We start from the raw sequence: 22,252 nt of genomic DNA, 5'->3' as shown, positions 1-22,252 counted from the left end.
ATGGCGGTAGGAAACGTGCCTTTTCCGGCAATGCCCACGATCGAAGGTGTACGCCTTGGCAGCACCATGGCAGGAATTAAAAAGCCGGGGCGGCGAGACCTTGTGGTCATCGAGCTACCTGAAGCGGCCACCATGGCTGGTGTGTTTACGCGTAATGCGTTTTGTGCGGCACCGGTTCATGTGGCAAAAGCGCACCTGGCCACCTGCCAGTCGCATCAACAAACACCGCGTTTTTGGTTGATCAATACTGGCAACGCTAACGCCGGTACTGGCGAGTTGGGCATGCGTGATGCTGAAAAAAGTTGTCAAACATTGGCCGAGCTTACCGGGGTGTCGCCAGAAGCCGTCTTGCCGTTTTCTACTGGTGTGATTGGTGAGCCGTTGCCGATGGAGACACTGCTTGCCGGTATCCCCGAGGCGCTTAAGGCCTCTGATAGCAGTGCGACTGCCTGGCAGCAGGCGGGTGAGGGCATTCTCACCACCGATACCCTGGCCAAAGGCGCCAGTGTCGAGATAGAAATTGGAGACAAGCGCGTCACGATCAACGGGATTGCGAAAGGTTCCGGGATGATCAAACCCAATATGGCTACGATGCTGGGGTTTGTGCTGACGGATGCCACCATCGCGCAGCCGCTATTGCAGCAGTTGCTGCGTGAGACGGTAGACCTTTCATTTAACTGTATTACCGTGGATAGCGATACCTCGACCAACGATGCCTGTATGTTGGCAGCGACAAACCAATCTGCCGTGATTGAATCCCAAGAGCACATTGCGATTTTCCGTAACGGTTTGCAGCGTGTGATGACAGAGCTTGCCCAGTCGATTATTCGTGATGCCGAAGGTGCGACTAAGTTCGTCACGCTACAAGTGGATCAAGCGCAAACGCGTCAAGAAGCACTGGATGTAGCATTTACCGTCGCCCATTCACCGTTGGTAAAAACCGCGCTTTATGCCTCGGATGCTAACTGGGGGCGTATTCTTGCTGCGGTCGGTCGTGCCTCGGTTAACGATTTTGATGTGAATCGTGTGGTGATTGACCTTGATGAAGTGCGTATTGTGGAAAGCGGCGGGCGCGCACCGAGTTATAACGAAGAAGCAGGTAGCGCTGTGATGGCGCGGGAAGATATTACGATCGGCATTAAATTAGGCCGGGGAGAGCAGAGCGCCACAGTGTGGACATCTGATCTTTCCCATGACTACGTGTCGATTAACGCCGACTACCGAAGCTAACTCGATCGGAGTGAGATTGAGAGAAAACCAGAGCAAGAGGATAGCGACGTGGTACGGTCGGTCAGCAAATCAGTGGATAAAGACGCAATGAATGTAATGGTAAAACGACGAGTTCATGTCGCTGCTGCTGCAATAATCAGCGCCGACCAAAAACAAGTATTGATCGCACGACGGCCCTCTAATGTCGATCACGGCGGCCTGTGGGAGTTTCCTGGGGGTAAATTGGCACCTTACGAAACCGGGCTGGAGGGGTTGAAGCGTGAGCTTCACGAAGAGTTGGGGGTAGAGATTTCGTGCGCCCAGCCATTGATTCGTGTGCATCATGAATACCCGGATAAGCACATTTTGCTTGATGTATGGCAGGTACATGAGTTCTCAGGAGAGCCATTCGGTCGCGAGGGTCAAGCGGTTCGCTGGGTACCGATGAATGAGCTCGCTAACTACCCGTTCCCCGCCGCGAACCTGCCAATCTTGCGTGCCGTTATGCTGCCTACTGAGTACTTGATTACCGGGGAAGACGAGGACGAAGCGCGCTTTGATGCTCGCCTTGAACGCGCCCTGAAGGAAGACAATATTCGTCTAGTGCAGCTGCGTGCCAAGACCCTTGATCACGACGGCTTTGTGGCGCGGGCTCGGCGTGCACTCGCGCTTTGTCGTGATCACGGAGCGCGGTTATTGCTCAACAGCGAGCCTTCGATACTTGACGATGTCGATGCTGACGGCATTCATCTCACCAGTGAGCGGTTGATGCAGCTAGAGCGTCGGCCGATTGCGGAAAACAAGTGGCTATCAGCGTCAACTCACGATACCGCGCAACTTAATCAGGCGGCGATGCTGGGCTGCGATTTTGTGACCCTCTCGCCACTACGCACGACACCATCACACCCGGACGTTGCCCCAGTGGGCTGGCACGATTTTCAGCAGCTTGTGGAACGTGCGGGCATGCCGGTTTTTGCCTTAGGCGGAATGACGCGCTTTGACGCTAATCATGCCCGTGCCGTGGGTGCGCAAGGCATCGCGTCGATTCGCGATTTCTGGAAGTAGAGCGAGAAATAGAAACGACAAAAAACGCCACGGGCCGTATTTATAACGGCCCGTGGCGTTTTCGTTTAGTCTCGGTAGCGCCGGGTCAGGTCGCCATAGGCGTCGATGCGCCGGTCGCGCAGATACGGCCACATGCGCCGTGTTTTCTCGCATCGCTCCATGTCCAGCGTGACGACCAGTTGCTGGCTTTCCTCCCCCGCATGGGCGAGTTGTTCGCCTTGGGGGCCGCAAATAAAGCTTCCCCCCCAAAATTGTATTCCCTCACCCACACCTGATAAGTCGGCTTCAAACCCCACGCGGTTAGCCGCCAAAACGGGTAAGCCGTTGGCCACCCCATGGGCACGCTGAATCAACGTCCAAGCCTCTTTTTGCCGCTGTTTTTCGGCGTCATCGTCGCGCGGGTCCCATCCAATAGCAGTGGGGTAGAGCAAAAGCTCGGCGCCGGAAAGCGCCATTAAGCGCGCTGCTTCCGGGTACCATTGATCCCAACACACCAATACACCCAATTTACCCACGGAGGTATCAATGGGGGTAAAGCCCTCTTGACGGCTAGCGTCCACATCCCCCGGCGTGAAGTAAAACTTCTCGTAAAAGCCTGGGTCATCGGGGATGTGCATCTTACGGTAGTGGCCCACGCGGCCTTTATCGCGGTCGTATACCACGGCGGTGTTGTGATACAGCCCTGCGGCACGGCGCTCAAAGATCGACCCCACCAATACGATATTAAGCTCTAGGGCAAGCGCGGCTAAGCGCTGCCCGGTGGGTCCGTCAAGCGGTTCGGCAATATCGAAAAGCGCTGGGTCTTCGTATTGGCAAAAGTAGTGGGTGGCGTGCAGTTCTTGCAGTAATACCAGTTCAGCGCCTTGCTTGGCCACCGCACGGATGCCGGCCTCGCTTTCAGCGAGGCTCTGGGCTTTGTCAGGCCAGGCGGGCTGCTGAACAAGCCCTACGGTCAATGTTGTCGTCATCATGACTCCTGTGCAAAAAGGGCGTGATTGACGCTGCCTCGTGGCAGTTGCATGGTCAGGCAGTGCAGGCTGCCGTGTTGACGAATCACGCTGGTGCAGTCGATGGGAATCAACGTATGTTCGGGAAATGCCAGTGCTAATGTATTTAAGGCGACCACATCGGCCGGGTCGGCGTAAGTGGGCACGAGCACCGCGTCGTTAATGATCAAAAAATTCGCGTAGGTGGCGGGGAGGCGATGGCCATCTTCCGGGTCATAGCACGGCTCCGGCCACGGCAAAGGGACAAGGTGATATGGCTCGCCGTTTGACTGACGAAACGCTTGCAACTCTGCCTCCATCGATTTTAATGCTGTGAAGTGGGCGTCGTTAGGATTATCGCAGCGCACGTAAGCAATGGTGTCAGGTGCGCAAAAGCGGGCCAAGGTGTCGATATGGCTGTCGGTGTCATCGCCCTCAAGGTGGCCGTTTTTCAGCCATAAAACGCGCTCGATACCCAAGTCCCGTGCTAGCTTGGCTTCGATATCGTCACGCGAAAGCTCGGCGTTGCGGTTAGGGTTCAAAAGGCACGCTTCGGTGGTGAGAAGTGTGCCTAAACCGTCGGTGTCAATGCCGCCGCCTTCAAGCACGATATCGCGTGTCTCCACTGGGCAAGCCCAAGCACTCGCTTCATTGAGCCGCTGAGTAAGCTGATTGTCCTGTATGGCAGGGAATTTCCCCCCCCAACCGGTGAACTGGTAGTCCAAAAGGCAAAGCTCGCCTTGTGCATTGGCAACGCCGATAGGACCGTGATCTCGCGCCCAGGTATCATCGCTTGCGGCCACGAGGATGCTGAGCAGATGCGGCGCGACGCCGTATGCGGCAAAGGTCTGCGTCAAACGCGTTTGTGTCGCGCTGTCAGGCGCGCTAATGAGCACGCGTTGATAGCGCACGCTGGCAAGCACAATACGCTCGAGCGTTGCCTCGATACGGGAAAGTAGCGGCGCCCAATCGCTGTCGGAGCGTGGCCAGGTGAGCTGAATGGCGTCTTGTGGATGCCATTCAGGCAGCAGGCGGAAAGTCGTCGTTGCCAACGTAAAGCCTCTTGTAGGTCAATACTGTATCAATACTAAAAAACCGCGCCATGATAAACCTAAAGGCGTGGCTGGCACATGCAGTCAGGTGAAAAAAACCGTACCATGAGCGCTCGCTGATAAGGATTACCGCCATGCTCGATCGATTGCCTTTTCTGGTGGGGCTGCGCTACGTGCGCGCTAAACGCCGGAACCATTTTATTTCGTTTATTTCGCTAACCTCGATGCTGGGGCTGATGCTTGGGGTTGCCGTTTTAATTCTGGTGTTATCGGTGATGAACGGCTTTGACCATGAACTGCGTACCCGTATTTTGGGTATGGTGCCGCACACTAAAATTGAATCGCGTAGTGGGCTTGTAGAGTGGCAGTCGCTCGCAAGCGAGTTAGTTGAACGCGAGCGAGTGATTGGTGCTGCTCCGTATGTGGAGCAGCAGGGCATGTTTTCGGTGGGTGGCCGCAACCAAGGCGCTATGGTAAACGGCATTCACCCTGACTGGGAAAATCAGGTCTCGATTATTGGCGAGCACATGCAGCAGGGCAGTTTAGATGACCTTCAGCCTGGTGAGTGGAATGTGGTGTTAGGCTCAATGCTTGCGCGGCAACTGGGCGTTAGCGTAGGTGATCGCGTTACGCTTTTGGTGCCGGAAGCCTCAATCACGCCTGCCGGGGTGTTTCCACGCTTGAAACGCTTTACCGTTAGCGGAATTTTTAGTGTAGGCGCCGATCTGGATGCCAACTTGGCGTATGCCCATATAGAAGATATGCAAACGTTAGCCCGCTTGGGTGAGGCGGTGGGTGGTATTCGTCTTGAACTGGATGACCTTTTTGTGGCCGGTCAGGTAACCCAGTCCATTGTGAATGAGCTTGGGCCTAATTATCGCGGTAGCGACTGGACCTACTCCCACGGCAATCTTTTCCAGGCGATCCAGATGGAAAAGCGCATGATTGCACTGTTGCTGACGGTGATAATCGCGGTGGCTGCTTTTAACATCGTCTCTACGCTTGTCATGGTCGTGACCGACAAGCGGGCGGACATTGCTATTTTGCGAACGATCGGGGCAACGCCGCGCGCCATCATGGGCATCTTTATTGTTCAGGGGCTCGCGATTGGGATCATAGGTATTGCCATTGGCGTGTTAGTGGGTGTTGCGCTTGCCCTAACGATCTCGGATGTGATCGGTTGGGTGGAAGCGCTATTAGGCATCCAGTTTCTTGATGCGGGTGTTTACTTCATCAGTGACTTGCCCTCGCGTCTGCACTGGGACGATGTAGGCCGTATCGTGGCGGCGGCCTTTGGGCTGACGTTCCTATCGACCCTTTACCCCGCTTGGCGTGCTGCTCGTGTACAGCCTGCCGATGTATTGCGCTATGAGTAAGGATGCCGCTATGCCCATACCAAAACCGTCTATGCAAAAACCGTCTTCACAAGAAAATGCCGCCGCTGAAGGCGGGGAGTCTAAAGACACCACATCCTTAGAGGCAGCGCCGGTGATGTTGGAGTGTCAGGCATTAACGCGAACCTACAGCGAGGGGCCGCGTGACCTTACCGTGTTGCACAATCTTTCGCTTAGCGTTCGCGCGGGCGAGCGCGTCGCCGTCGTGGGGAGTTCGGGCTCGGGTAAAACAACGCTGCTGAATTTGATGGGCGGGTTGGACCGGCCCACGTCGGGCAGCGTAAGGGTTGGCGGAGAATCACTGGCCGGATTGGGCGAGGCGGCATTGGGGCGTTTTCGCAACCGCTATATCGGCTTTGTTTACCAGTTTCACCACTTGTTGGCGGAGTTTACAGCGGTCGAAAATGCGGCCCTGCCCCTCATTATTCGCGGTCAGCGTAAGCGCGAGGCGGAAAAACGCGCATTGGCGCTACTGGCTCGGGTTGGCATGGAGGACCGGGCGGATCATAAGCCGGGAGAACTGTCCGGTGGTGAGCGCCAGCGTGTGGCAATTGCGCGGGCACTGGTGACTGACCCCAGCCTTGTGTTGATGGACGAGCCTACCGGAAATTTGGACCAAACCACCGCTGGGACGATTTTGGCGCTGATGGATGCATTGGCAAAAGAGAGTGCCTGTGCGTTTGTTATCGTGACCCACGATCCTGATCTTGCCGCCCACCAAGATCGTGTACTAAAACTTGATGCTGGTCAGTTGCTAGCGCAGGACTAACCGTCAAGCTTATGTATCGCGCTGAGTTTTCGAGCTGAGTGTTGGAGCTGAGTTTTAAGATTGATCATTAAACTGAGTTATCAGCATTCGTCACCAAGATTCGTCGTCAAATTCCGATTCAATCTTGGCGCGACGACGTTGGCGCTTTATCTGCCGTTTGCGCCAGTTGCGTGAGACATGCCAACGCCAGATTAAGCGAATGCCAACGTTGGCGACGAGCGCAAGGCCTACGGCAGTGATCAATGACCCCAGCACCAAGGCGGGCATGATGTCTTGTATTTGTTCCGCTATCCAGCGCGTTGAAATGCGGTCTGGCCCTTCGCGCACGGGGGTATCAAGAAAAAAAGAGCCGATGCGGTAGTTACCGTAAAAAATCAGCGGCATCGTAAGTGGGTTGGTAATCCATACCAGCCCAATCGAAAGAGCAAGGTTACAGCGCGTGAGCTTCGCGCCCAAGGCCGCAAGCAGCATTTGAAAGGGAATGGGCAGCATGGCGCAAAAAAGCCCAACGCTGAACGCATTGGCCACACTTCTACGCGTCAGTAACCATAGCCTGGCATCGGCCAGTAACGGCGCAACGAGCCTTAGTGAGCGCTGCCGCCTAAGGGTATCGGGCCTGGGTATATAGCGTTGTAAAAACCGCCGCGGCATGGTCAATACTCTTACCTAGTGGAGATGCCATTATCCATATAGCGGGCGCATTCGGCTATCTAGAAGGATAAACGCGTTAGGTTTGCCAAGGAGGGCAAAGAAATGCAGTTAGGTATAGCGCTACCCGCGGGGATTTCGGCGCTGGGCGGAGCCGCGTTGGCTTATTTCGGTGTCGCCGTGCATTGGCCCGTTTTGACCTTGAGCTTGTGGCTGATGGCGGCACTACTGCTAATGATATGGCGGCCACGGGTGCTGTTTTGGTGGGTGATAAGTACTGGCGTCTTGTGTGCTATTCATGCCGAGCAAGGGCGCATACTGCCGCTTGGTTTGAGCGGTGAAGATATTCACGTTCAGGCGCGTATTGTTAGCGTCAGTGACAGCCCCGATATCGCACGGTTGACACTGCACGTGATTGAGTGTGCCAAGCCTCTTTCGAGGCCAAGCTGTGAACGGTTGAAAAAAGTACGCGTAAGCGCTTATGGCATGCCCTATTTTCAGCCTGGGGAGCGTTGGCAAATGACGCTAAGGCTGCGGCCACCAAGTGGCTTTGACAATCCTCACACCTTTCACTATGGCGCTTGGTTATGGCGTGAAGGAATTCATGCCACCGGTTACGTGCGTCAAACGCCTGCCCCTTCTCAACAAGCGGATGCTCCCTTCTCGCTGCGCCGCCAAGCACTAACGTATTTGCACCAGCAGCCGCTTGATGCCATGGCAAAGCGCTGGTTAGCCGCGCTGACGCTGGGTGAGAGCGAGGCGCTTTCGGCGGATGATTGGTCGCTGCTTAACGCCAGCGGCACAACGCATCTGGTGGTGATTTCCGGCCTTCACGTTGGGCTGATCGCCTCCTTTAGCCTGCTTTTGGCGCGTACGTTAGCCTGGCTGTGGACACCCCATCATTGGAAAATGCGTGCTTGGCCGTGGTGGGTGGCGGCTGCCGCTACGGTGGCCTATGCCAGTTTTGCTGGATTTGGGCCACCGGCCATGCGGGCGATGATCATGGCGTTAATAGGCCTCTGGGTGCTGAGCGGTCGACACGCCCCTGGGGCGTGGCAAGCATGGTGGCTAGCCCTTTCGCTGGTGGTGCTATTTGATCCGCTATCCGTCTGGCGGCCTGGCTTTTGGCTTTCGTTTGTGGCGGTGGCGTGGCTGATTGTAATTTGGCAGGGAAGAACCCGCCCGAAAGGTATTCGCGGTTGGGGGTGGGCGCTATGCCGTACCCAGCTTTTGTTAGCGCCTTTGATGGCAGGGGCGGTGCTGTTGGCATTTGGCCGCGTGTCGCCGGTTGCCCCGCTAGTCAACCTTTTCGCAGTACCGTGGGTAAGTATGTTGATGGTGCCAAGTGCGCTCTTGGGATGGTTGCTGGCGCCAATACCGCTACTGGGTGATATTCCTTGGTGGCTCTTTAGCCAACTGCTTCGCTTGCTACAACAAAGCCTGGAGATAGCCATTGCGTGGGCGCCGCTTTGGGAGCCTAACGCCCGCCAAGGTATCCCGTTAGCGCTTGCCTTTATGTGGGGCGCACTCTGCTGGGGCTTGCCTGCCACGTCATGGTGGTTGCGTATCAGTGCGACAGGGTTGGTGGCTCTGATGGTTATCGCACCGCGAGGTGATGCCTGGCCCGAGGGCGCTTTGCGTGTGCGCGTCTATGATGTCGGCCAAGGGCAGTTGGTGGAGCTAAAAAGTGGTCGCGAGCGGATGCTTTACGATACCGGCCCGCGTTTTCGCTCAGGATTCATGCCGCTGAATACCCTTTGGCCTCCGGGCCAGTACTTTGACCGCGTATTGGTCAGCCATGCAGATAATGATCATGCCGGTGGAGTACAAGCGCTGATGGAGCAGCACACCGTCGCGCGTTGGCTAGCACCACAAGGCGAGAAAATTGAATGGCCGGAGATAATGCCTTGTTATCGAGGGCAACAGTGGCAGCAGGGTGGCGTGATGTATAAAGTTCTCTGGCCGCCTGCTGGCGACAATAGGTATCCTGCCAATGATCGTTCCTGCGTGCTCAGCGTGCACGTCGGCGAGCACATTTTGTTGATCACTGGCGATGTCGGCATCGAAGTAGAGCGTCGTTTGCTTATGGATATTGATGCACCGCTAAGCGTGTTAATAGCGGGTCATCATGGTAGCCAAACAAGCTCAGGGGTACAGTTTGTGCGCGACACCTCAGCACGCCATGTCATTTTCAGTGCGGGGCGAGATAATTCCTTTGGCCACCCGGCAGATCGTGTTGTGCGCCGCTTTCGCCGTGAAGAAAGCTGCCTGTGGAGCACGGCGCATGACGGCGCGCTAACGCTCTGGCTGATTCCCGATGAACCGCTGGTGGTGGCACCCTCGCGCGACCGGGCTGGACCTCGCCGACGGTGTTGATGGTGCAGGTGATAAGGTAGAATCCGTTTAGTGATTTCTTTTCAATAACGTATTGCCACGAATTGATCGCCAGGAGCGCGTGTGACGGATTCCGGTTGGGCCATATACAAACGTCTTTTACGCTATGTAAAACCACACTGGCGCGCTTTTTCGCTGGCTATTGTGGGTTTTATCATCTACGCCGCCTCCAGCACGGCATTGGCGGAGTTGATGAAGCGGCTCATTGACGGCATACAGAACCCCGACGCTGCTTTTCGCATTTTTCTACCGCTGTTTGTGGTCTTCATGTTTTCTGCGCGTGGGCTAGGGACGTTTTTAAGCACCTATTTCATGGCCTATGTGGGGCGTTACGTCATCCATACGCTGCGCTGCGATGTGTTTGCGCACATGATGCACCTACCTGGCGTGTTTTTTGATCATCATTCGAGTGGGCACTTGGTGTCACGAGTGACCTACCACGTAGAGCAGGTTGCCGGGGCAGCCACTAAATCGGTGACGATTCTTTTGCGTGAAGGCCTCTTTGTGCTCGGGCTGCTGGGGTATCTTCTGTGGACCAATTGGCTTTTAACCCTGCTTTTTTTAACGGTCACGCCACTGATTGCACTGGTGGTAAGTTATGTGAGCAAGCGTTTCCGGCGTATTTCTAAGCGTATTCAGCACTCGATGGGCGATGTGACGCACGTCGCCTCAGAGGCGCTCTCCGGCCACCGCGTGGTGCGAACCCACGGTGCTGAGGAGTACGAGAAACAACGTTTTGCCCGGGTGAGCGAAGAAAATCGGCGCCAAAGTATGAAAGAGGCGATGACCAAGGCTATCAGCTCACCGGTGATTCTGATGCTGGTGGCGATTTCCATGGCCGTGCTGGTGTGGCTCGCCATGGCACCGGCGCTGTTGGAAGACATGACGCCGGGCGAGTTCGTTGCCTTTATTACCGCCGCGGCACTGATGATTAAGCCTGTACGCCAACTGACCGAAATTAACAGTGAAATTCAAAAAGGCATTGCGGCCGCCACCGAGCTGTTTGGCCTCTTGGATGAACCTGCCGAACGCGATGACGGCAAGGTGGTTCCTCAACGGCTGCAGGGCGACGTGATGCTGGACAACGTGCACTTTCGTTACGCGCCTGAACAGCCGGATGTGCTCCACGGGATTAACTTGCGCGTGGCGGCAGGTGAAATGGTGGCGATCGTGGGGCGCTCAGGAAGTGGCAAATCAACGCTGGTGAGTTTGTTACCGCGCTTTTATCGCCCCACGGAGGGTACGATCGCTATCGACGGCACCGATATTCGCGAGTACCAGCTAGGACCGTTGCGTCAACAGATTGCGTTAGTGTCGCAGCAGGTGACGCTGTTCAATACCACGATTGCCGATAATATTGCCTATGGCGTGGATAATGCCGACTCGCAGGCGATTGAAGCGGCGGCGCAAGCGGCGTATGCCCACGAATTTATCGAAAAACTGCCCGATGGTTATCAAACCCTAGTAGGGGATAACGGCGTGATGCTTTCAGGGGGGCAGCGCCAACGCCTGGCAATCGCCCGGGCGATCTTTAAAGATGCGCCGATTTTAATTCTGGATGAAGCGACTTCCGCGCTTGATACCGAGTCAGAGCGCTATATTCAGCGAGCGTTAGAAACCGTGTGCAAAGGGCGCACCACGCTGGTCATCGCCCACAGGCTTTCTACCATTGAGCGCGCCGATCGTATTGTCGTGATGGAGCAGGGGCGCATTATTGAAGAAGGCACCCACGCCGCACTGCTGCAACACGAAGGCGCCTATGCGGCACTTCACCAGCTGCAGTTTCAGGAGGAGCAGGTGTGAGCGTTGCCGAGCGATGGCTTGAAGCGGCTTATCAGGACCGTTTTTGGCTTTATCCCCTTCGCCCGCTCGGTAGGCTGTATCGCGCTGTAATGGCGCGCCGTGAGGCAGCGTACCGTTGCGGAAAACGCGCGATATGGCAGACGCCGGTGCCGGTGATTGTCGTGGGCAACATTACCCTCGGTGGCACGGGGAAGTCGCCCTTGGTGGCCTGGCTTGCTCGTTGGCTGAGTGAACAGGGCTATACACCGGGTATCGTCACTCGCGGCTATGGCGGTAAAGCGCCGAGTTACCCGCTCTGGGTAACGCCGGAAACGCCCGTCGGGCAAAGCGGTGATGAGCCGCTGATGCTTGCCCAGCAGACCGGTGTGGCAGTGGTGGCGGACCCTAAGCGCGCCCGTGGTGCCGAGGCGCTAGTGGCGGCAGGGTGTGATGTGATTGTCAGCGATGACGGCTTGCAGCATTTGGCGTTAGGGCGCGATATCGAGCTTGCCGTAGTGGATGGTGCACGTGGGCTCGGTAATGGACGTTGCCTACCGGCCGGACCCCTACGCGAGCCGCCGGAGCGCCTAAACCGTGTCGATGTCGTGCTGGTTAACGGCGAGTTGCAGGCCGCGCTGATGGTGGCGTCAACGCCGATGCGCCTTGCGCCAATCGGCTGGCGCGAGCTTAACTCCAATAAGCACAGGCCGCTTACGCCGCTGCCGTTTACGCCACCGGTGCACGCCCTGGCGGGGATCGGCAGGCCTGAGCGCTTTTTTGCCACGCTAAAGACGTTGGGAATTAACGGCGAGTGGCATGCCTTTCCCGATCACTATGCCTATAACGCCGCGTCGCTGCGTTTTACACCTGCCGAAGATCCGCGGCCGCTGGTCATGACCGCTAAAGATGCGGTCAAATGCCGTGATGTCGCCCCACCCGATAGTTGGGTATTGGATGTGGAAGCGACGCTTCCGCCTGAATTCGAGCAGTGGCTAGCCGCACGGCTCGCAACCCTTTCCGAGGAGACGAACTGATGGATAAACAACTGCTAGCGATGCTGGTTTGCCCGCTGTGTAAAGGCAAGCTCAAGTATGATCGTGACGCCGGTGAGCTTCACTGCTTATACGACGGCCTCGCCTACCCCATTCAAGACGATATCCCGGTGATGCTGCCGGAAGAGGCGCGCAAGATGGATGCCGACGAAAAGCTCCCCACCTCGCCTGGCCGCACCGGGGAGGCGTAAATGGCAGCCGCTGACTTTATTGCGGTCGTACCGGCGCGCTTTGGCTCATCGCGACTGCCGGGTAAACCGCTTTTACCCATTGCCGGCGAGCCAATGGTCGCTCACGTTTGGCGGCGCGCCTGCGAAAGCCAAGCAAAGCGCGTGGTGGTGGCCACCGACGATGCGCGTATTCGCGACGCCTTAGCGCCCTATGGCGCCGAGGTGGTGATGACGCGTGCCGATCACCCCTCCGGCACGGACCGCTTGGCCGAGGTCGCCGAGGCATTAGCACTTTGCGATGACGCGCTCTTGGTCAATGTGCAAGGCGATGAGCCGTTGATCCCGAAAGCGTTGATTAACCAAGTGGCCTTGCGTTTAGCGGAGGATGCCGAGGCCTCAATGGCTACCCTCGCAGAGCCGATTAGCGATGTCGAGACGCTATTTAACCCCAATGTGGTCAAGGTGGTGCGCTCGCTTGAGGGGCGTGCGCTATATTTTTCCCGCGCGCCGATCCCTTGGGACCGTGAGCACTTCGCTGCCCGCCCCGACCTATTGCAAACCGATGCCTGGCTGCGTCACATCGGCCTTTACGCCTATCGGGCCGGTTTTTTGTACGCGTATCGTGACTGGCGGCCAGCGAGCCTTGAGCAGTTGGAGCAACTTGAGCAGCTGCGTGCACTGCAGCACGGACACGCGATTCAAGTGGCGCTTGCGTGTGAAGTCAATCCATCAGGGGTGGACACAGCGGAGGATTTGGCGCGTGTCAGGGCGCTGATGGAGTCGTCGTAAGAGGAGCCAACATGAACGTACTGTTTGTTTGCTTAGGCAATATTTGTCGCTCACCCAGCGCGGAAGGTGTTTTTCGTCACGTGCTCGACAACGCGAGCATGATTAATCAAGTGAGCGTGGATTCCTGTGGGATCGGTTCGTGGCATGTAGGCAAAGCGCCCGATCAGCGTGCCCAGGCCGCTGCCAAGCAGCGCGGCATAGATATTAGTGCGCTACGGGCGCGGCAATTCGCAGCGGATGATTTTGCCCGCTTTGATTATATTTTGGCCATGGATCACGACAACTTACAGGCCATTCGTGCGATGCAGCCAGAAGTTTACGCCGGGCACGTGGGATTACTGTTAGATTTTGCCGGGCAGGCTGATGCTGAGGTACCAGACCCTTATTATGGTGGCGATCAGGGCTTCGAGGAGGTATTAGATTTGATCGAAAGCGCTTCTCGCGGTTTGCTGAATCACATCCGGTCGCGAGCATGAGTCCAGTGCCACAATGGCAGCGCGATGTTGATCTTAGCGATGCCAATACGCTGCGCTTGCCTGCCAGAGCCGAGTGTTTTGCCGCCCCCGAAACGCTTGAAGCCCTTGCGGCCTGCGTGCGCGATGCGCGTGAGCAGGGGTGGGCGCTTAATTTATTGGGCGGCAGCAGCAATGTGTTGCTGCCTGCGCGGCTGAAAGGCGCCGTGATTCGCCCGCGTTTGAAGCAGTGGTGGCTAGAGACGCGCGACGATGCCGTGATGGTTTATGTTGGCGCAGGAGTGAATTGGCATTCGCTGGTGATGACACTGGCTCAGCGTGGGCTGTGGGGCGTTGAAAATCTAGCGTTGATCCCCGGCGACTGCGGGGCGGCGCCGGTGCAAAATATTGGTGCTTATGGCGTGGAACTTTCCGATGTACTGGAAGGCGTCCAGGTCATGTCGCGCCAAGATGAAACTCTGACCTGGCTCTCTCCTGATGAATGCACCTTTGGCTATCGCGATAGCGTGTTCAAACGCTCACTTAGAGATAAGGTGATTATTACCCGTCTTGCGTTGCGTCTTTCGCGCACAGCGCGCCCGGTGCTAGGTTATGGCGATTTAGCCCGCCGCGTAAGCCAGCAACCAAGCAGCTTAGAAATCGCTCAGCGCGTATGTGAAATTCGCCGTGAGAAGCTGCCCGATCCGGCGCAGTTGCCCAATGCTGGTAGCTTTTTTAAAAATCCGCTGATCAGCGCTGATAAAGCAGAGAAACTGCTTGCACGCTATCCCAATATGCCGAATTTTCCCCAGGCTGACGGGCGCTATAAAATCGCGGCGGGCTGGCTGATTGATCGGTGTGGATTAAAAGGGGCACGTTTTGGTGCCTTTGGTGTGCACGAGCATCAGGCTCTGGTGTTAGTGCACTTTGGCGGTGGCGACCGCGCTGAGTTGTTGAAGGTAGCCGAGCGTATCGCCGCGACGGTTGAGGCGCGTTTTGGCATCGCGTTGGAGATCGAGCCACGCTGTTTGTAGCGCCAGGTAAAAGTTGTTGCCATTAAAAAAGCCCAGAGGTAGTGCCTCTGGGCTTTTTCTTTCAGGATGCTTACGGATTATTCGCCGCTTGCGTCCTGTTGCTGGCGCTTACGTAACTCCCGCGGGTCATTATGGGCACGACGGCGGCGACGCGACTTGGCCGCCGTTTGGCTTTCCGCATCACCTTCGCTCTGTTCGTCTGCCGGCGCTTTCGCGGTGTCGGTCTCTTCCGCTGGTTTCCCTTCACCGCTGGCAGGCGCCGATTTATTGACATCGGCGCTTTCCGTTGCCTCGACCTTACCGGCGTCATCAGGCTGGCTGGAAGCTGGGGCCATCTTTGCCTTGGGGGCTGAGTCTGCCTTAGCGTCTGGTTCAGCTTCCGGCGTTAACTCAGTTTTGGCTTCAGGTTCAGCTTCCGGTGTTTTTTCAGCCTGGGCTTCGGGTTCTGTTTGAGGCGCTGTTTCAACCTCAGGTTTTGATTCCGTTTCAGGTGTTACCGGCGTCTCCACGTTAGCTTTCGGCTCCGGTTGAGTTGCTTCCTCCGCTTTCGGCTGAGCGTCAGTGGCAGGGCGAGTCTGCGTGTCCTCCTTAGCTTCTTCGGTTGGCGCAGCAGGTGTAGGCTCGGTGTTGGCAGTCGTCGCCGGAGCGTTATCGGCTTTTTCTTCGGCTTTTACCTTTTCCGCGCTTGCCTCCGGCTCAGGCTTGGTCTCTGGCTTAACTTCTTCCGACTTAGTTTCTTCTGACTTAGGTTCTTCTGACTTAGGCTCGGTTGCTGTCTTAGCTTTCGTGGGTGCGTCAGTCTTGGCCTCAGGCTGGGCTTCAGGTTTCGTCTCAGTCGGCGCTTTCTGCCCTTGAGTCGCTGCTTCTTTTTCCGGCTCAGGCGTTGACGTCTCTTCCGCAGGTGCCTCAGCCGCTTGGGTTTGCAACTTCAGTTGCTCAGCCTCGGCTTTGGGGTTGATGGCGTGTTGGCGCGAGCGATTACGCGGATTGTTGCGAGTACGCTTCGGTTTGCCATCGTCCTGCACAGCGGCGTCGGCCTCAGGCGCGGCGGGAGCCTCCTGACGTGACGGTTTTGCCGAGGGCTTGCTGTTCTCATCGGACGCATCTTTCGCCGTATCCGGCTTGTTTGCTTCTTGCGGTTGAGCCGCTTCATTGCGCTGGCGATTATCTTTGTTATCGCCTTTTTCCTGCTGCGGATGACGACGACGGTTACGGGTACGGCTAGGGCCGCTGCGTTTCTCGCCATTGTCGTCATTACCGGCACTTTCTTTACCAGCACTTTCTTTACCAGCACTTTCTTTACCAGCGCTTTCTTTACCCAAGGAGTTGTCTTTGTCTGAGGGTGTTTCAGTCGCTGCGGTATCACTTGTCGGTTTGTTGCGCTGCGGACTACGCGTCTCGGCGTCTTCTTGACGTTTCGCTTTAGGTTCAGGCTTCGCGCTGGGTTTCTCGTCCGTCTTGGGGCTCTCTTTAGCGTTAGCCTTGGCATTGCCTTTTGTGCTTTCACGGCGTGAGCTTTCGCGACGCTGCTCGCTGGGCTTGCGCTGCTTTGGCGTTTGCGTGCGGGGTGTAGACGGTGCTGCTTCTTGCTGGGTGCTGCGCTCTTGCTCGTTACCGAGCTCGCTATCGTTGCCTAAGAACTTGGCCACGCCACGAATCATGCGGCTAAGTAGCGTTGTGGTAGCGTCTGCCTCTTTGTCAGCGATAGGCTGGCTGGGCGTGGTGTCATTTTGTAGCGATGCCGGGGCAGGCGCATTGTGCACGACGCTTTTGACCGCGGCTTCTGCCCGCAGGGCTGGGGGCGTAAAGCTTGGGTCTGGCTCTTTGCCAACATCCGTATCGGTGGAAAGCTCAAAGCTTGAGAGCGTTTGCGTGTCGTCCTCGTCAAGATGGTCGTCGCGGAGACGCTGCACATCGTAGTGAGGGGTATCCATCTCAGGGTTGGGCAGTAGAACAACGCGAACCTCTTGGCGGGCTTCGATATCCGCCAACACACTGCGTTTTTCGTTAAGCAGATAGGTTGCGACCGGCACAGGCAAAATGGCGCGGATTTGCGCGCTGCGCTCTTTCATGGCTTCTTCTTCGATCAGCCGCATGATCGAAAGCGAGAGCGAACGTACATCGCGAATGGTGCCTTGGCCGTTACAGCGTGGGCACACTACGCCACTGGTTTCGCCGAGAGAAGGCCTTAGACGCTGTCGCGACATCTCCATCAGGCCAAAGCGTGAAATGCGACCAATCTGCACCCGGGCACGATCGAGCTTGAGCGCGTCGCGCATGCGGTTTTCAACTTCGCGCTGGTTGCGCGCGGGGCCCATGTCGATGAAGTCGATGACCACCAAACCGCCAATATCACGCAGGCGTAGTTGGCGGGCGATCTCGTCGGCGGCTTCGGAGTTGGTTTGCAGCGCGGTTTCTTCGATATCGCTGCCGCGGGTGGCACGCGCGGAGTTAATATCGATTGATACCAAGGCTTCGGTGTGGTCGATCACAATTGAGCCGCCAGAGGGGAGTTTTACCTCGCGCTGATAGGCGGTTTCGATCTGTGATTCGATTTGGAAGCGCGAAAAAAGCGGGACTTCGTCAGCATAAAGCTTAATTTTTTGCTGGTACGACGGCATCACCTGGCGGATGAAATTGAGCGCGTCAGCGTGAATCTCCGGACTGTCAATCAGTACCTCGCCAATATCTTGGCGTAAGTAATCGCGCATGGCGCGGATAATGACGTTGGATTCACGGTAGATCAAAAACGGTGCAGCGCGCTTGCCCGCTTCGGTGGTGATGGATTCCCACACTTGCACCAAATAATCCAAGTCCCACTGCAGCTCTTCGGGCGAGCGACCGATACCGGCAGTGCGCACGATTAAGCCCATTTTGTCCGGTACGGTAAGCTGGCCCATGGCCTCTTTTAGTTGGCTGCGCTCTTCACCCTCGATGCGGCGTGAGATGCCGCCGGCACGGGGGTTGTTAGGCATCAGAACCAGAAAACGTCCCGCCAGGCTGATGAAGGTGGTCAGGGCGGCACCTTTGTTACCGCGCTCTTCTTTATCCACCTGGACAATGACTTCCTGCCCCTCTTTTAATACTTCTTTGATACTGGGGCGGCCAGACACGTCTTTGACAAAGTAGTCGCGGGAGATTTCTTTGAGCGGCAAAAAGCCGTGGCGCTCAGCACCAAAGTCGACAAAAGCCGCTTCGAGAGAGGGCTCGACGCGGGTGATTTTGCCTCGGTAAATGTTGGCTTTTTTCTGCTCTCGCGAACCAGACTCGATATCTAAATCGTACAGGCGTTGACCATCGACAAGGGCGACGCGCAGCTCTTCTGGCTGGGTCGCATTGATGAGCATCCGTTTCATGTTGTCTCACATAGCGTTGCGTGCCGGCGATCCGTCACATTCAGAACAGTCAGTACGCAAAACAGACTTCTGAAAGCTTAATACGGATGACGTAAAGCAAATCGCGTTGCTGCGTGCTTGTGCTCGGGCATAAATATGCTGACGCATTAAGCCGGATGGTAGGTGCCAACCCGGCTGGTTAGGGCGTTGAGTACGTGGCAGAGGCAGGACATATCTCGGTGGCTGTCATCTCCAACCGGTCCTGCTGACTCCGCCAACACCTGGCATTCATCGATTTACCAACGTCGGCTACCGGCACAACGTTGAACTTAGTGCCCGTCGCGCAATATGCCCTATGACATTAGGCATCTTCACGGCGGGCGTGGCGTTTTATCTTTTACGACTTCGCTGCCGTTAATTTGCGTTAACGACAGCGTTCTGACTATTTATCTTCTGACGTGAGTGTTTTGACTCGTGTCATTGTCTTTACTTGGCGCATATTGCCATGCTTACACGGCTATTTCCGCCTTGCTCTGGCCTGCGTGTTGGTCGGGCAGGCGCCTTTGGCCACATGGAGGGCGAGCGTTTAAGAATATAACAGCAAAGCGCTATGCCAGCAATTGACGCAATGCGCAGGCGTCTACGCTAGAATGCCGTTTTTAGCATAGAGCCGGAGCGTACGACCATGGCCGAAGGGCGTGAAGTGCAGTGGGTCGATATTGCCCCTGAGCAAGCAGGACAACGCATTGATAATTTTTTAATGACGCGTTTAAAAGGCGCTCCGCGGGCGTTGATTTACCGCATTGTGCGTAAGGGCGAAGTGCGAGTGAATAAAAAACGCGTCAAAGTCGACTACCGACTGCAAGGTGGCGACGTGGTCCGCGTGCCACCGCTGCGTTTGGCACCACGCGAAGCCGTTAAAGACGTCAGCGATAATTTGCGTGATGTGCTATTGGGCAGCGTTATCATGGAAGGGCCGGATTGGTTGGTGCTTAATAAGCCTTCAGGGCTTGCGGTTCACGGGGGAAGTGGTGTCAAAATCGGCTTGATCGAAGCATTGCGCCAAGTTCGAGACGACCTCTCTTTTCTCGAGTTGGTTCATCGTCTGGATCGCGATACATCGGGCTGTCTGTTACTGGCGAAATCTCGTGAAGCGCTGGTGACACTCAATGCCTCGTTGAAACAACACGCCATGGAAAAGCGCTATTTGGCATTGGTGGCAGGACGTTGGCCAGCGCGTAAAACCTATGTCAGCGCAAGGCTTGATCGCTATGACGCCGGCAACGGTGAGCGACGGGTGCGCGTTGACCCCAATGGAAAAGTAGCCCGTACGCGTTTTGCCGTGGTGGAAACGTTTTCTCGCGTCACGCTGATTGAAGCCGAACCTGTGACGGGTCGCACCCACCAAATTCGTGTTCACGCCGCCCACGCTGGGTATCCGTTGCTGGGAGATGACAAGTATTTCAACCGTGATAGTCAGCACCTCGCACGGCAATTGGAGGTAGGGCGGCTATTTCTTCATGCCCATGCGTTAACCTTTCCCGAGCCGACCAATGGTCGCCCCGTCACCGTCAAGGCCGCGTTGCCCGAGGCTCTTGAGACGGTGCTGCGTCGTGCTCGCCAGTAGCTTACAGGCCTACTATGCGTTTTGAACTTGTGATTTTTGATTGGGATGGCACGTTAATGGACTCCGTGCCGCGTATTGTGTCTAGCATGCAGTCTGCTGCGCGCGATGCGCAGTGGGGTGATTTGTCGGGACCAGCGGTTGAGGACATCATCGGGCTTGGGTTGCCAGAAGCGGTAGATAAGCTTTGCCCTGGGATTTTGCCCGAACAGTCGGCACACCTACGCGAGCGTTATGCGCACCACTTTGTGCATGCTGACCCTACGCCAATGACGTTTTTTGGCGGTGTAGAGGCGTCTATTAGTGCGTTACGCCAGCGAAAAGCATTAAAGCTTGCCGTGGCGACAGGCAAAACCCGCCGCGGGTTGGACCGTATTTTTCGTGATACCCAAAGCGGTGATTGGTTTCATGCCAGCCGTACAGCGGATGAAACGCGCTCTAAGCCGCATCCGCAAATGCTGAGCGAATTGTTAGACGAGCTCAAGGTACCGGTTGAGCGCGCGGTGATGGTAGGTGACACCGAGTATGACCTGGAAATGGCTCGTACATTAGGCATGCCGCGGGTGGGCGTTAGTTATGGCGTACATTCGGTGGAGCGCCTTTTTGCCAGCGAGCCAGAATACTTGGCCCACAGCGTAGAGAGTTTGTTTGAATGGCTGCACCGTGAGTGCTGGTAATGAGGTGTAATACGGTTTTTTAAAGGATATCCGCATGAGTGATGAAACCCCTAAAAAGCCCGCTGGCGATGAGTCTGAAGCGGGTAAGTGCGACCCTTGGACGCAAAATGCGTCGGTCGCGTCAGATAAGGTGAATCCAGAGAACGTCTCAACGACAGCCGGGAATCCAGGAGACGATGCAGCCACGCTGGTGGAGCGTCAGCGTTTAGCGCAGATGGAAATGATGGATCGCTGGATCGGTGGCGTATTGACCGAGCAGCGCCGTAGCCGTCGTTGGAAGCTGTTCTTCCGTTTTATTCTGGTAGCGATTGTATTGGCTTTTCTCTCGCTAAGTGCTTACAGCGTTTTTCAAGCCGGCATGGGTAGTGCTATGCCCACACAGCCGCATCTGGGCATTGTGGAAGTCAAAGGCGTGATTAGCCGCGATTCACCTGCTAATGCAGAGCGTGTTATTCGGGGACTTAATCGCGCGTGGTCTTCAGATAATACTCGTGCAGTGGTGGTGCACATCGATAGCCCTGGAGGCAGCCCCGTTCAATCACAGCGTGTTTTTGCTGAAATAATGCGCCTGCGAGAGTCGGGTGATAAGCCCATTATCGCGCTGATTGAAGATATCGGTGCAAGTGGTGCCTACTACATTGCCGCGGCGGCGGATGAAATCGCCGCTTCCCCGGTGAGCTTGGTAGGATCCATTGGCGTTATCTACTCGGGGTTTGGCTTTAATGAAGCCATTGACTCAATCGGTATTGAGCGGCGAGTAGTGACTGCAGGCGAAAACAAAGCCTTTTTAGACCCGTTCAAGCCCTTGGATGACGAAACGGTGGCGTTTTGGCAAGCGGTGTTAGACAGCACGCATCAGCAGTTTATCGACGATGTGCGCGCAGGGCGTGGGGAGCGCTTAAGCGATGAAGAGGAGATTTTTTCGGGCTTGATATGGAGCGGCGAGCAGGCGATGGAGCTTGGCTTGGTTGACCGGCTGGATTCGCTGGAGTCGCTATCGCGCGACTACTTGGGCGAGGTTCGCTGGGAAAATTATACGCCGAGTCTTGATCCGTTTGATCGTTTGACGCGGCGTTTTACGCAAACTGCTGCTCAGGTGCTGGGGATCTCCACGTCGCCATCGCCTATTGCCTATTAAGCCGTTTGATCTTAAATCCTTCGCGCAAGCGGGTTGAGGCCCGCTTGGCGCAGCATGTCGCAAAGGGCGATCAAAGGAAGGCCAACGAGGGCGTTAGGGTCTTGGCCTTCCAGCGAGGTAAAGAGGGCAATGCCTAATCCTTCCATGTAAAAACTGCCGGCACTGTCGAGCGGTTGTTCTTTTGCGACGTAATAAGTAATTTCATCCTCTGTAAGCGTACGGAATACAACGTCAAACGGTTCAACGTGAACCTGGTGGTGCTGGCGGCGCGTATCCAGCAACGCTAACCCGGTGAGAAATGTCACTCGCTGGCCCGAAAAGCGAGTGAGGTTTTCTCGCGCCTTCTCCGGAGTATGCGGTTTGCCTAGAATTTCGTCATCAAAAACGGCGATTTGATCAGAGCCAATAATGCAGTGGTCAGGATAAAGGTCAGCCACCGCAAAAGCTTTGCTGAGGGCAAGGCGGTGCACCAGAGCCCGCGGGAGTTCTCCTGGCCTTGGTGTCTCGTCGATATCGGGCGAATGGCACTGGTAGGGGATATGTAAACGGTCAAGGAGGGCGCGACGCGAGCGAGAACTGGAGGCGAGCACTAGAGGTAAAGGCGTGGGCATGGAGAAACTCTTGGCAAATAAGGTAAGATTGTCCAAGTGTCGCTGAGTCTCGCGAAGTCAGCAATACACGT

Annotated in this window: 19 protein-coding genes; 14 read left to right on the top strand and 5 right to left on the bottom strand. The window is 56.1% G+C overall.

The window, feature by feature from the left end; genetic code table 11:
• Both argJ and QC823_RS03485 read left to right on the top strand, forming a co-directional pair.
• Nucleotides 1–1,230 (top strand): bifunctional glutamate N-acetyltransferase/amino-acid acetyltransferase ArgJ, encoded by a 1,230-nt coding sequence (gene argJ, locus QC823_RS03490; protein WP_309654969.1) that lies wholly within the window; start codon nt 1–3, stop codon nt 1,228–1,230.
• Between the two features lie 87 nt (nt 1,231–1,317).
• The gene (locus QC823_RS03485) at nt 1,318–2,274 is read left to right on the top strand and encodes a Nudix family hydrolase (protein ID WP_309654968.1); all 957 of its coding nucleotides are present in this window, start codon (nt 1,318–1,320) and stop codon (nt 2,272–2,274) included.
• Nucleotides 2,275–2,339: 65 nt separating this feature from the next.
• On the opposite strand, the gene QC823_RS03480 is transcribed toward QC823_RS03485, so the two are convergent.
• On the bottom strand, nt 2,340–3,242 hold the full coding sequence (locus tag QC823_RS03480; protein WP_309654967.1) for a carbon-nitrogen hydrolase: 903 nt from the start codon (nt 3,240–3,242) through the stop codon (nt 2,340–2,342).
• Entirely contained in the window at nt 3,242–4,312 is a 1,071-nt protein-coding gene (locus QC823_RS03475; protein ID WP_309654966.1) for an agmatine deiminase family protein, read from the bottom strand. Before QC823_RS03475 ends, QC823_RS03480 begins: the two co-directional genes overlap by 1 nt.
• A 134-nt stretch (nt 4,313–4,446) precedes the next feature.
• On the opposite strand from QC823_RS03475, the gene QC823_RS03470 reads away from it, so the two are divergent.
• On the top strand, nt 4,447–5,688 hold the full coding sequence (locus QC823_RS03470; protein ID WP_309654965.1) for a lipoprotein-releasing ABC transporter permease subunit: 1,242 nt from the start codon (nt 4,447–4,449) through the stop codon (nt 5,686–5,688).
• Between the two features lie 115 nt (nt 5,689–5,803).
• Nucleotides 5,804–6,475: an ABC transporter ATP-binding protein gene (locus tag QC823_RS03465; protein WP_309655111.1), complete on the top strand. Its 672-nt coding sequence runs from the start codon at nt 5,804–5,806 to the stop codon at nt 6,473–6,475.
• Between the two features lie 90 nt (nt 6,476–6,565).
• Here QC823_RS03465 and QC823_RS03460 read toward each other — a convergent pair whose 3' ends face one another.
• Nucleotides 6,566–7,126 carry a DUF2062 domain-containing protein gene (locus QC823_RS03460; protein WP_309654964.1) on the bottom strand — a complete coding sequence of 187 codons (561 nt, stop codon included), beginning with the start codon at nt 7,124–7,126 and terminating at the stop codon, nt 6,566–6,568.
• Between the two features lie 102 nt (nt 7,127–7,228).
• On the opposite strand from QC823_RS03460, the gene QC823_RS03455 reads away from it, so the two are divergent.
• From QC823_RS03455 to murB, 7 genes are all read left to right on the top strand, one after another.
• Nucleotides 7,229–9,499: a DNA internalization-related competence protein ComEC/Rec2 gene (locus tag QC823_RS03455; RefSeq protein ID WP_309654963.1), complete on the top strand. Its 2,271-nt coding sequence runs from the start codon at nt 7,229–7,231 to the stop codon at nt 9,497–9,499.
• 81 nt (nt 9,500–9,580) lie between these two features.
• Nucleotides 9,581–11,320 (top strand): lipid A export permease/ATP-binding protein MsbA, encoded by a 1,740-nt coding sequence (gene msbA / locus QC823_RS03450; protein WP_309654962.1) that lies wholly within the window; start codon nt 9,581–9,583, stop codon nt 11,318–11,320.
• Entirely contained in the window at nt 11,317–12,333 is a 1,017-nt protein-coding gene (gene lpxK / locus QC823_RS03445) for a tetraacyldisaccharide 4'-kinase (protein WP_309654961.1), read from the top strand. Before msbA ends, lpxK begins: the two co-directional genes overlap by 4 nt.
• On the top strand, nt 12,333–12,542 hold the full coding sequence (locus QC823_RS03440) for a Trm112 family protein (RefSeq protein WP_160865046.1): 210 nt from the start codon (nt 12,333–12,335) through the stop codon (nt 12,540–12,542). Before lpxK ends, QC823_RS03440 begins: the two co-directional genes overlap by 1 nt.
• On the top strand, nt 12,543–13,310 hold the full coding sequence (kdsB, locus tag QC823_RS03435; protein ID WP_309654960.1) for a 3-deoxy-manno-octulosonate cytidylyltransferase: 768 nt from the start codon (nt 12,543–12,545) through the stop codon (nt 13,308–13,310). It abuts the gene before it with no gap.
• An 11-nt stretch (nt 13,311–13,321) separates the two neighbouring features.
• Complete coding sequence (locus tag QC823_RS03430) at nt 13,322–13,786, top strand: low molecular weight protein-tyrosine-phosphatase (RefSeq protein ID WP_309654959.1); 465 nt, start codon at nt 13,322–13,324, stop codon at nt 13,784–13,786.
• Nucleotides 13,783–14,796 carry a UDP-N-acetylmuramate dehydrogenase gene (gene murB, locus QC823_RS03425; protein ID WP_309654958.1) on the top strand — a complete coding sequence of 338 codons (1,014 nt, stop codon included), beginning with the start codon at nt 13,783–13,785 and terminating at the stop codon, nt 14,794–14,796. Before QC823_RS03430 ends, murB begins: the two co-directional genes overlap by 4 nt.
• A 77-nt stretch (nt 14,797–14,873) precedes the next feature.
• Here murB and rne read toward each other — a convergent pair whose 3' ends face one another.
• A complete protein-coding gene (gene rne / locus QC823_RS03420) occupies nt 14,874–18,152 on the bottom strand; it encodes a ribonuclease E (protein WP_309654957.1) in 3,279 nt (1,092 codons plus the stop codon).
• Between the two features lie 664 nt (nt 18,153–18,816).
• On the opposite strand from rne, the gene QC823_RS03415 reads away from it, so the two are divergent.
• The 3 genes from QC823_RS03415 to sppA are packed head-to-tail and all read left to right on the top strand — an operon-like array spanning nt 18,817 to nt 21,570.
• Nucleotides 18,817–19,758, top strand: coding sequence for an RluA family pseudouridine synthase (locus QC823_RS03415; protein WP_309654956.1), 942 nt, complete (start codon nt 18,817–18,819; stop codon nt 19,756–19,758).
• A 14-nt stretch (nt 19,759–19,772) separates the two neighbouring features.
• Nucleotides 19,773–20,432: an HAD family hydrolase gene (locus QC823_RS03410; protein WP_309654955.1), complete on the top strand. Its 660-nt coding sequence runs from the start codon at nt 19,773–19,775 to the stop codon at nt 20,430–20,432.
• Nucleotides 20,433–20,466: 34 nt separating this feature from the next.
• Nucleotides 20,467–21,570, top strand: a complete 1,104-nt coding sequence (gene sppA, locus QC823_RS03405) for a signal peptide peptidase SppA (RefSeq protein WP_309654954.1) — start codon at nt 20,467–20,469, stop codon at nt 21,568–21,570.
• Between the two features lie 11 nt (nt 21,571–21,581).
• Here the strand turns inward: sppA and QC823_RS03400 are convergent, their stop codons facing one another.
• Nucleotides 21,582–22,181, bottom strand: a complete 600-nt coding sequence (locus QC823_RS03400; RefSeq protein WP_309654953.1) for a Maf family protein — start codon at nt 22,179–22,181, stop codon at nt 21,582–21,584.
• Nucleotides 22,182–22,252 lie beyond the last annotated feature (71 nt).

The sequence above is a fragment of the Vreelandella vilamensis genome, from assembly GCF_031451755.1.
GTDB lineage: Bacteria > Pseudomonadota > Gammaproteobacteria > Pseudomonadales > Halomonadaceae > Vreelandella > Vreelandella vilamensis.
This window is presented reverse-complemented; position numbering and strand designations above follow the sequence as displayed.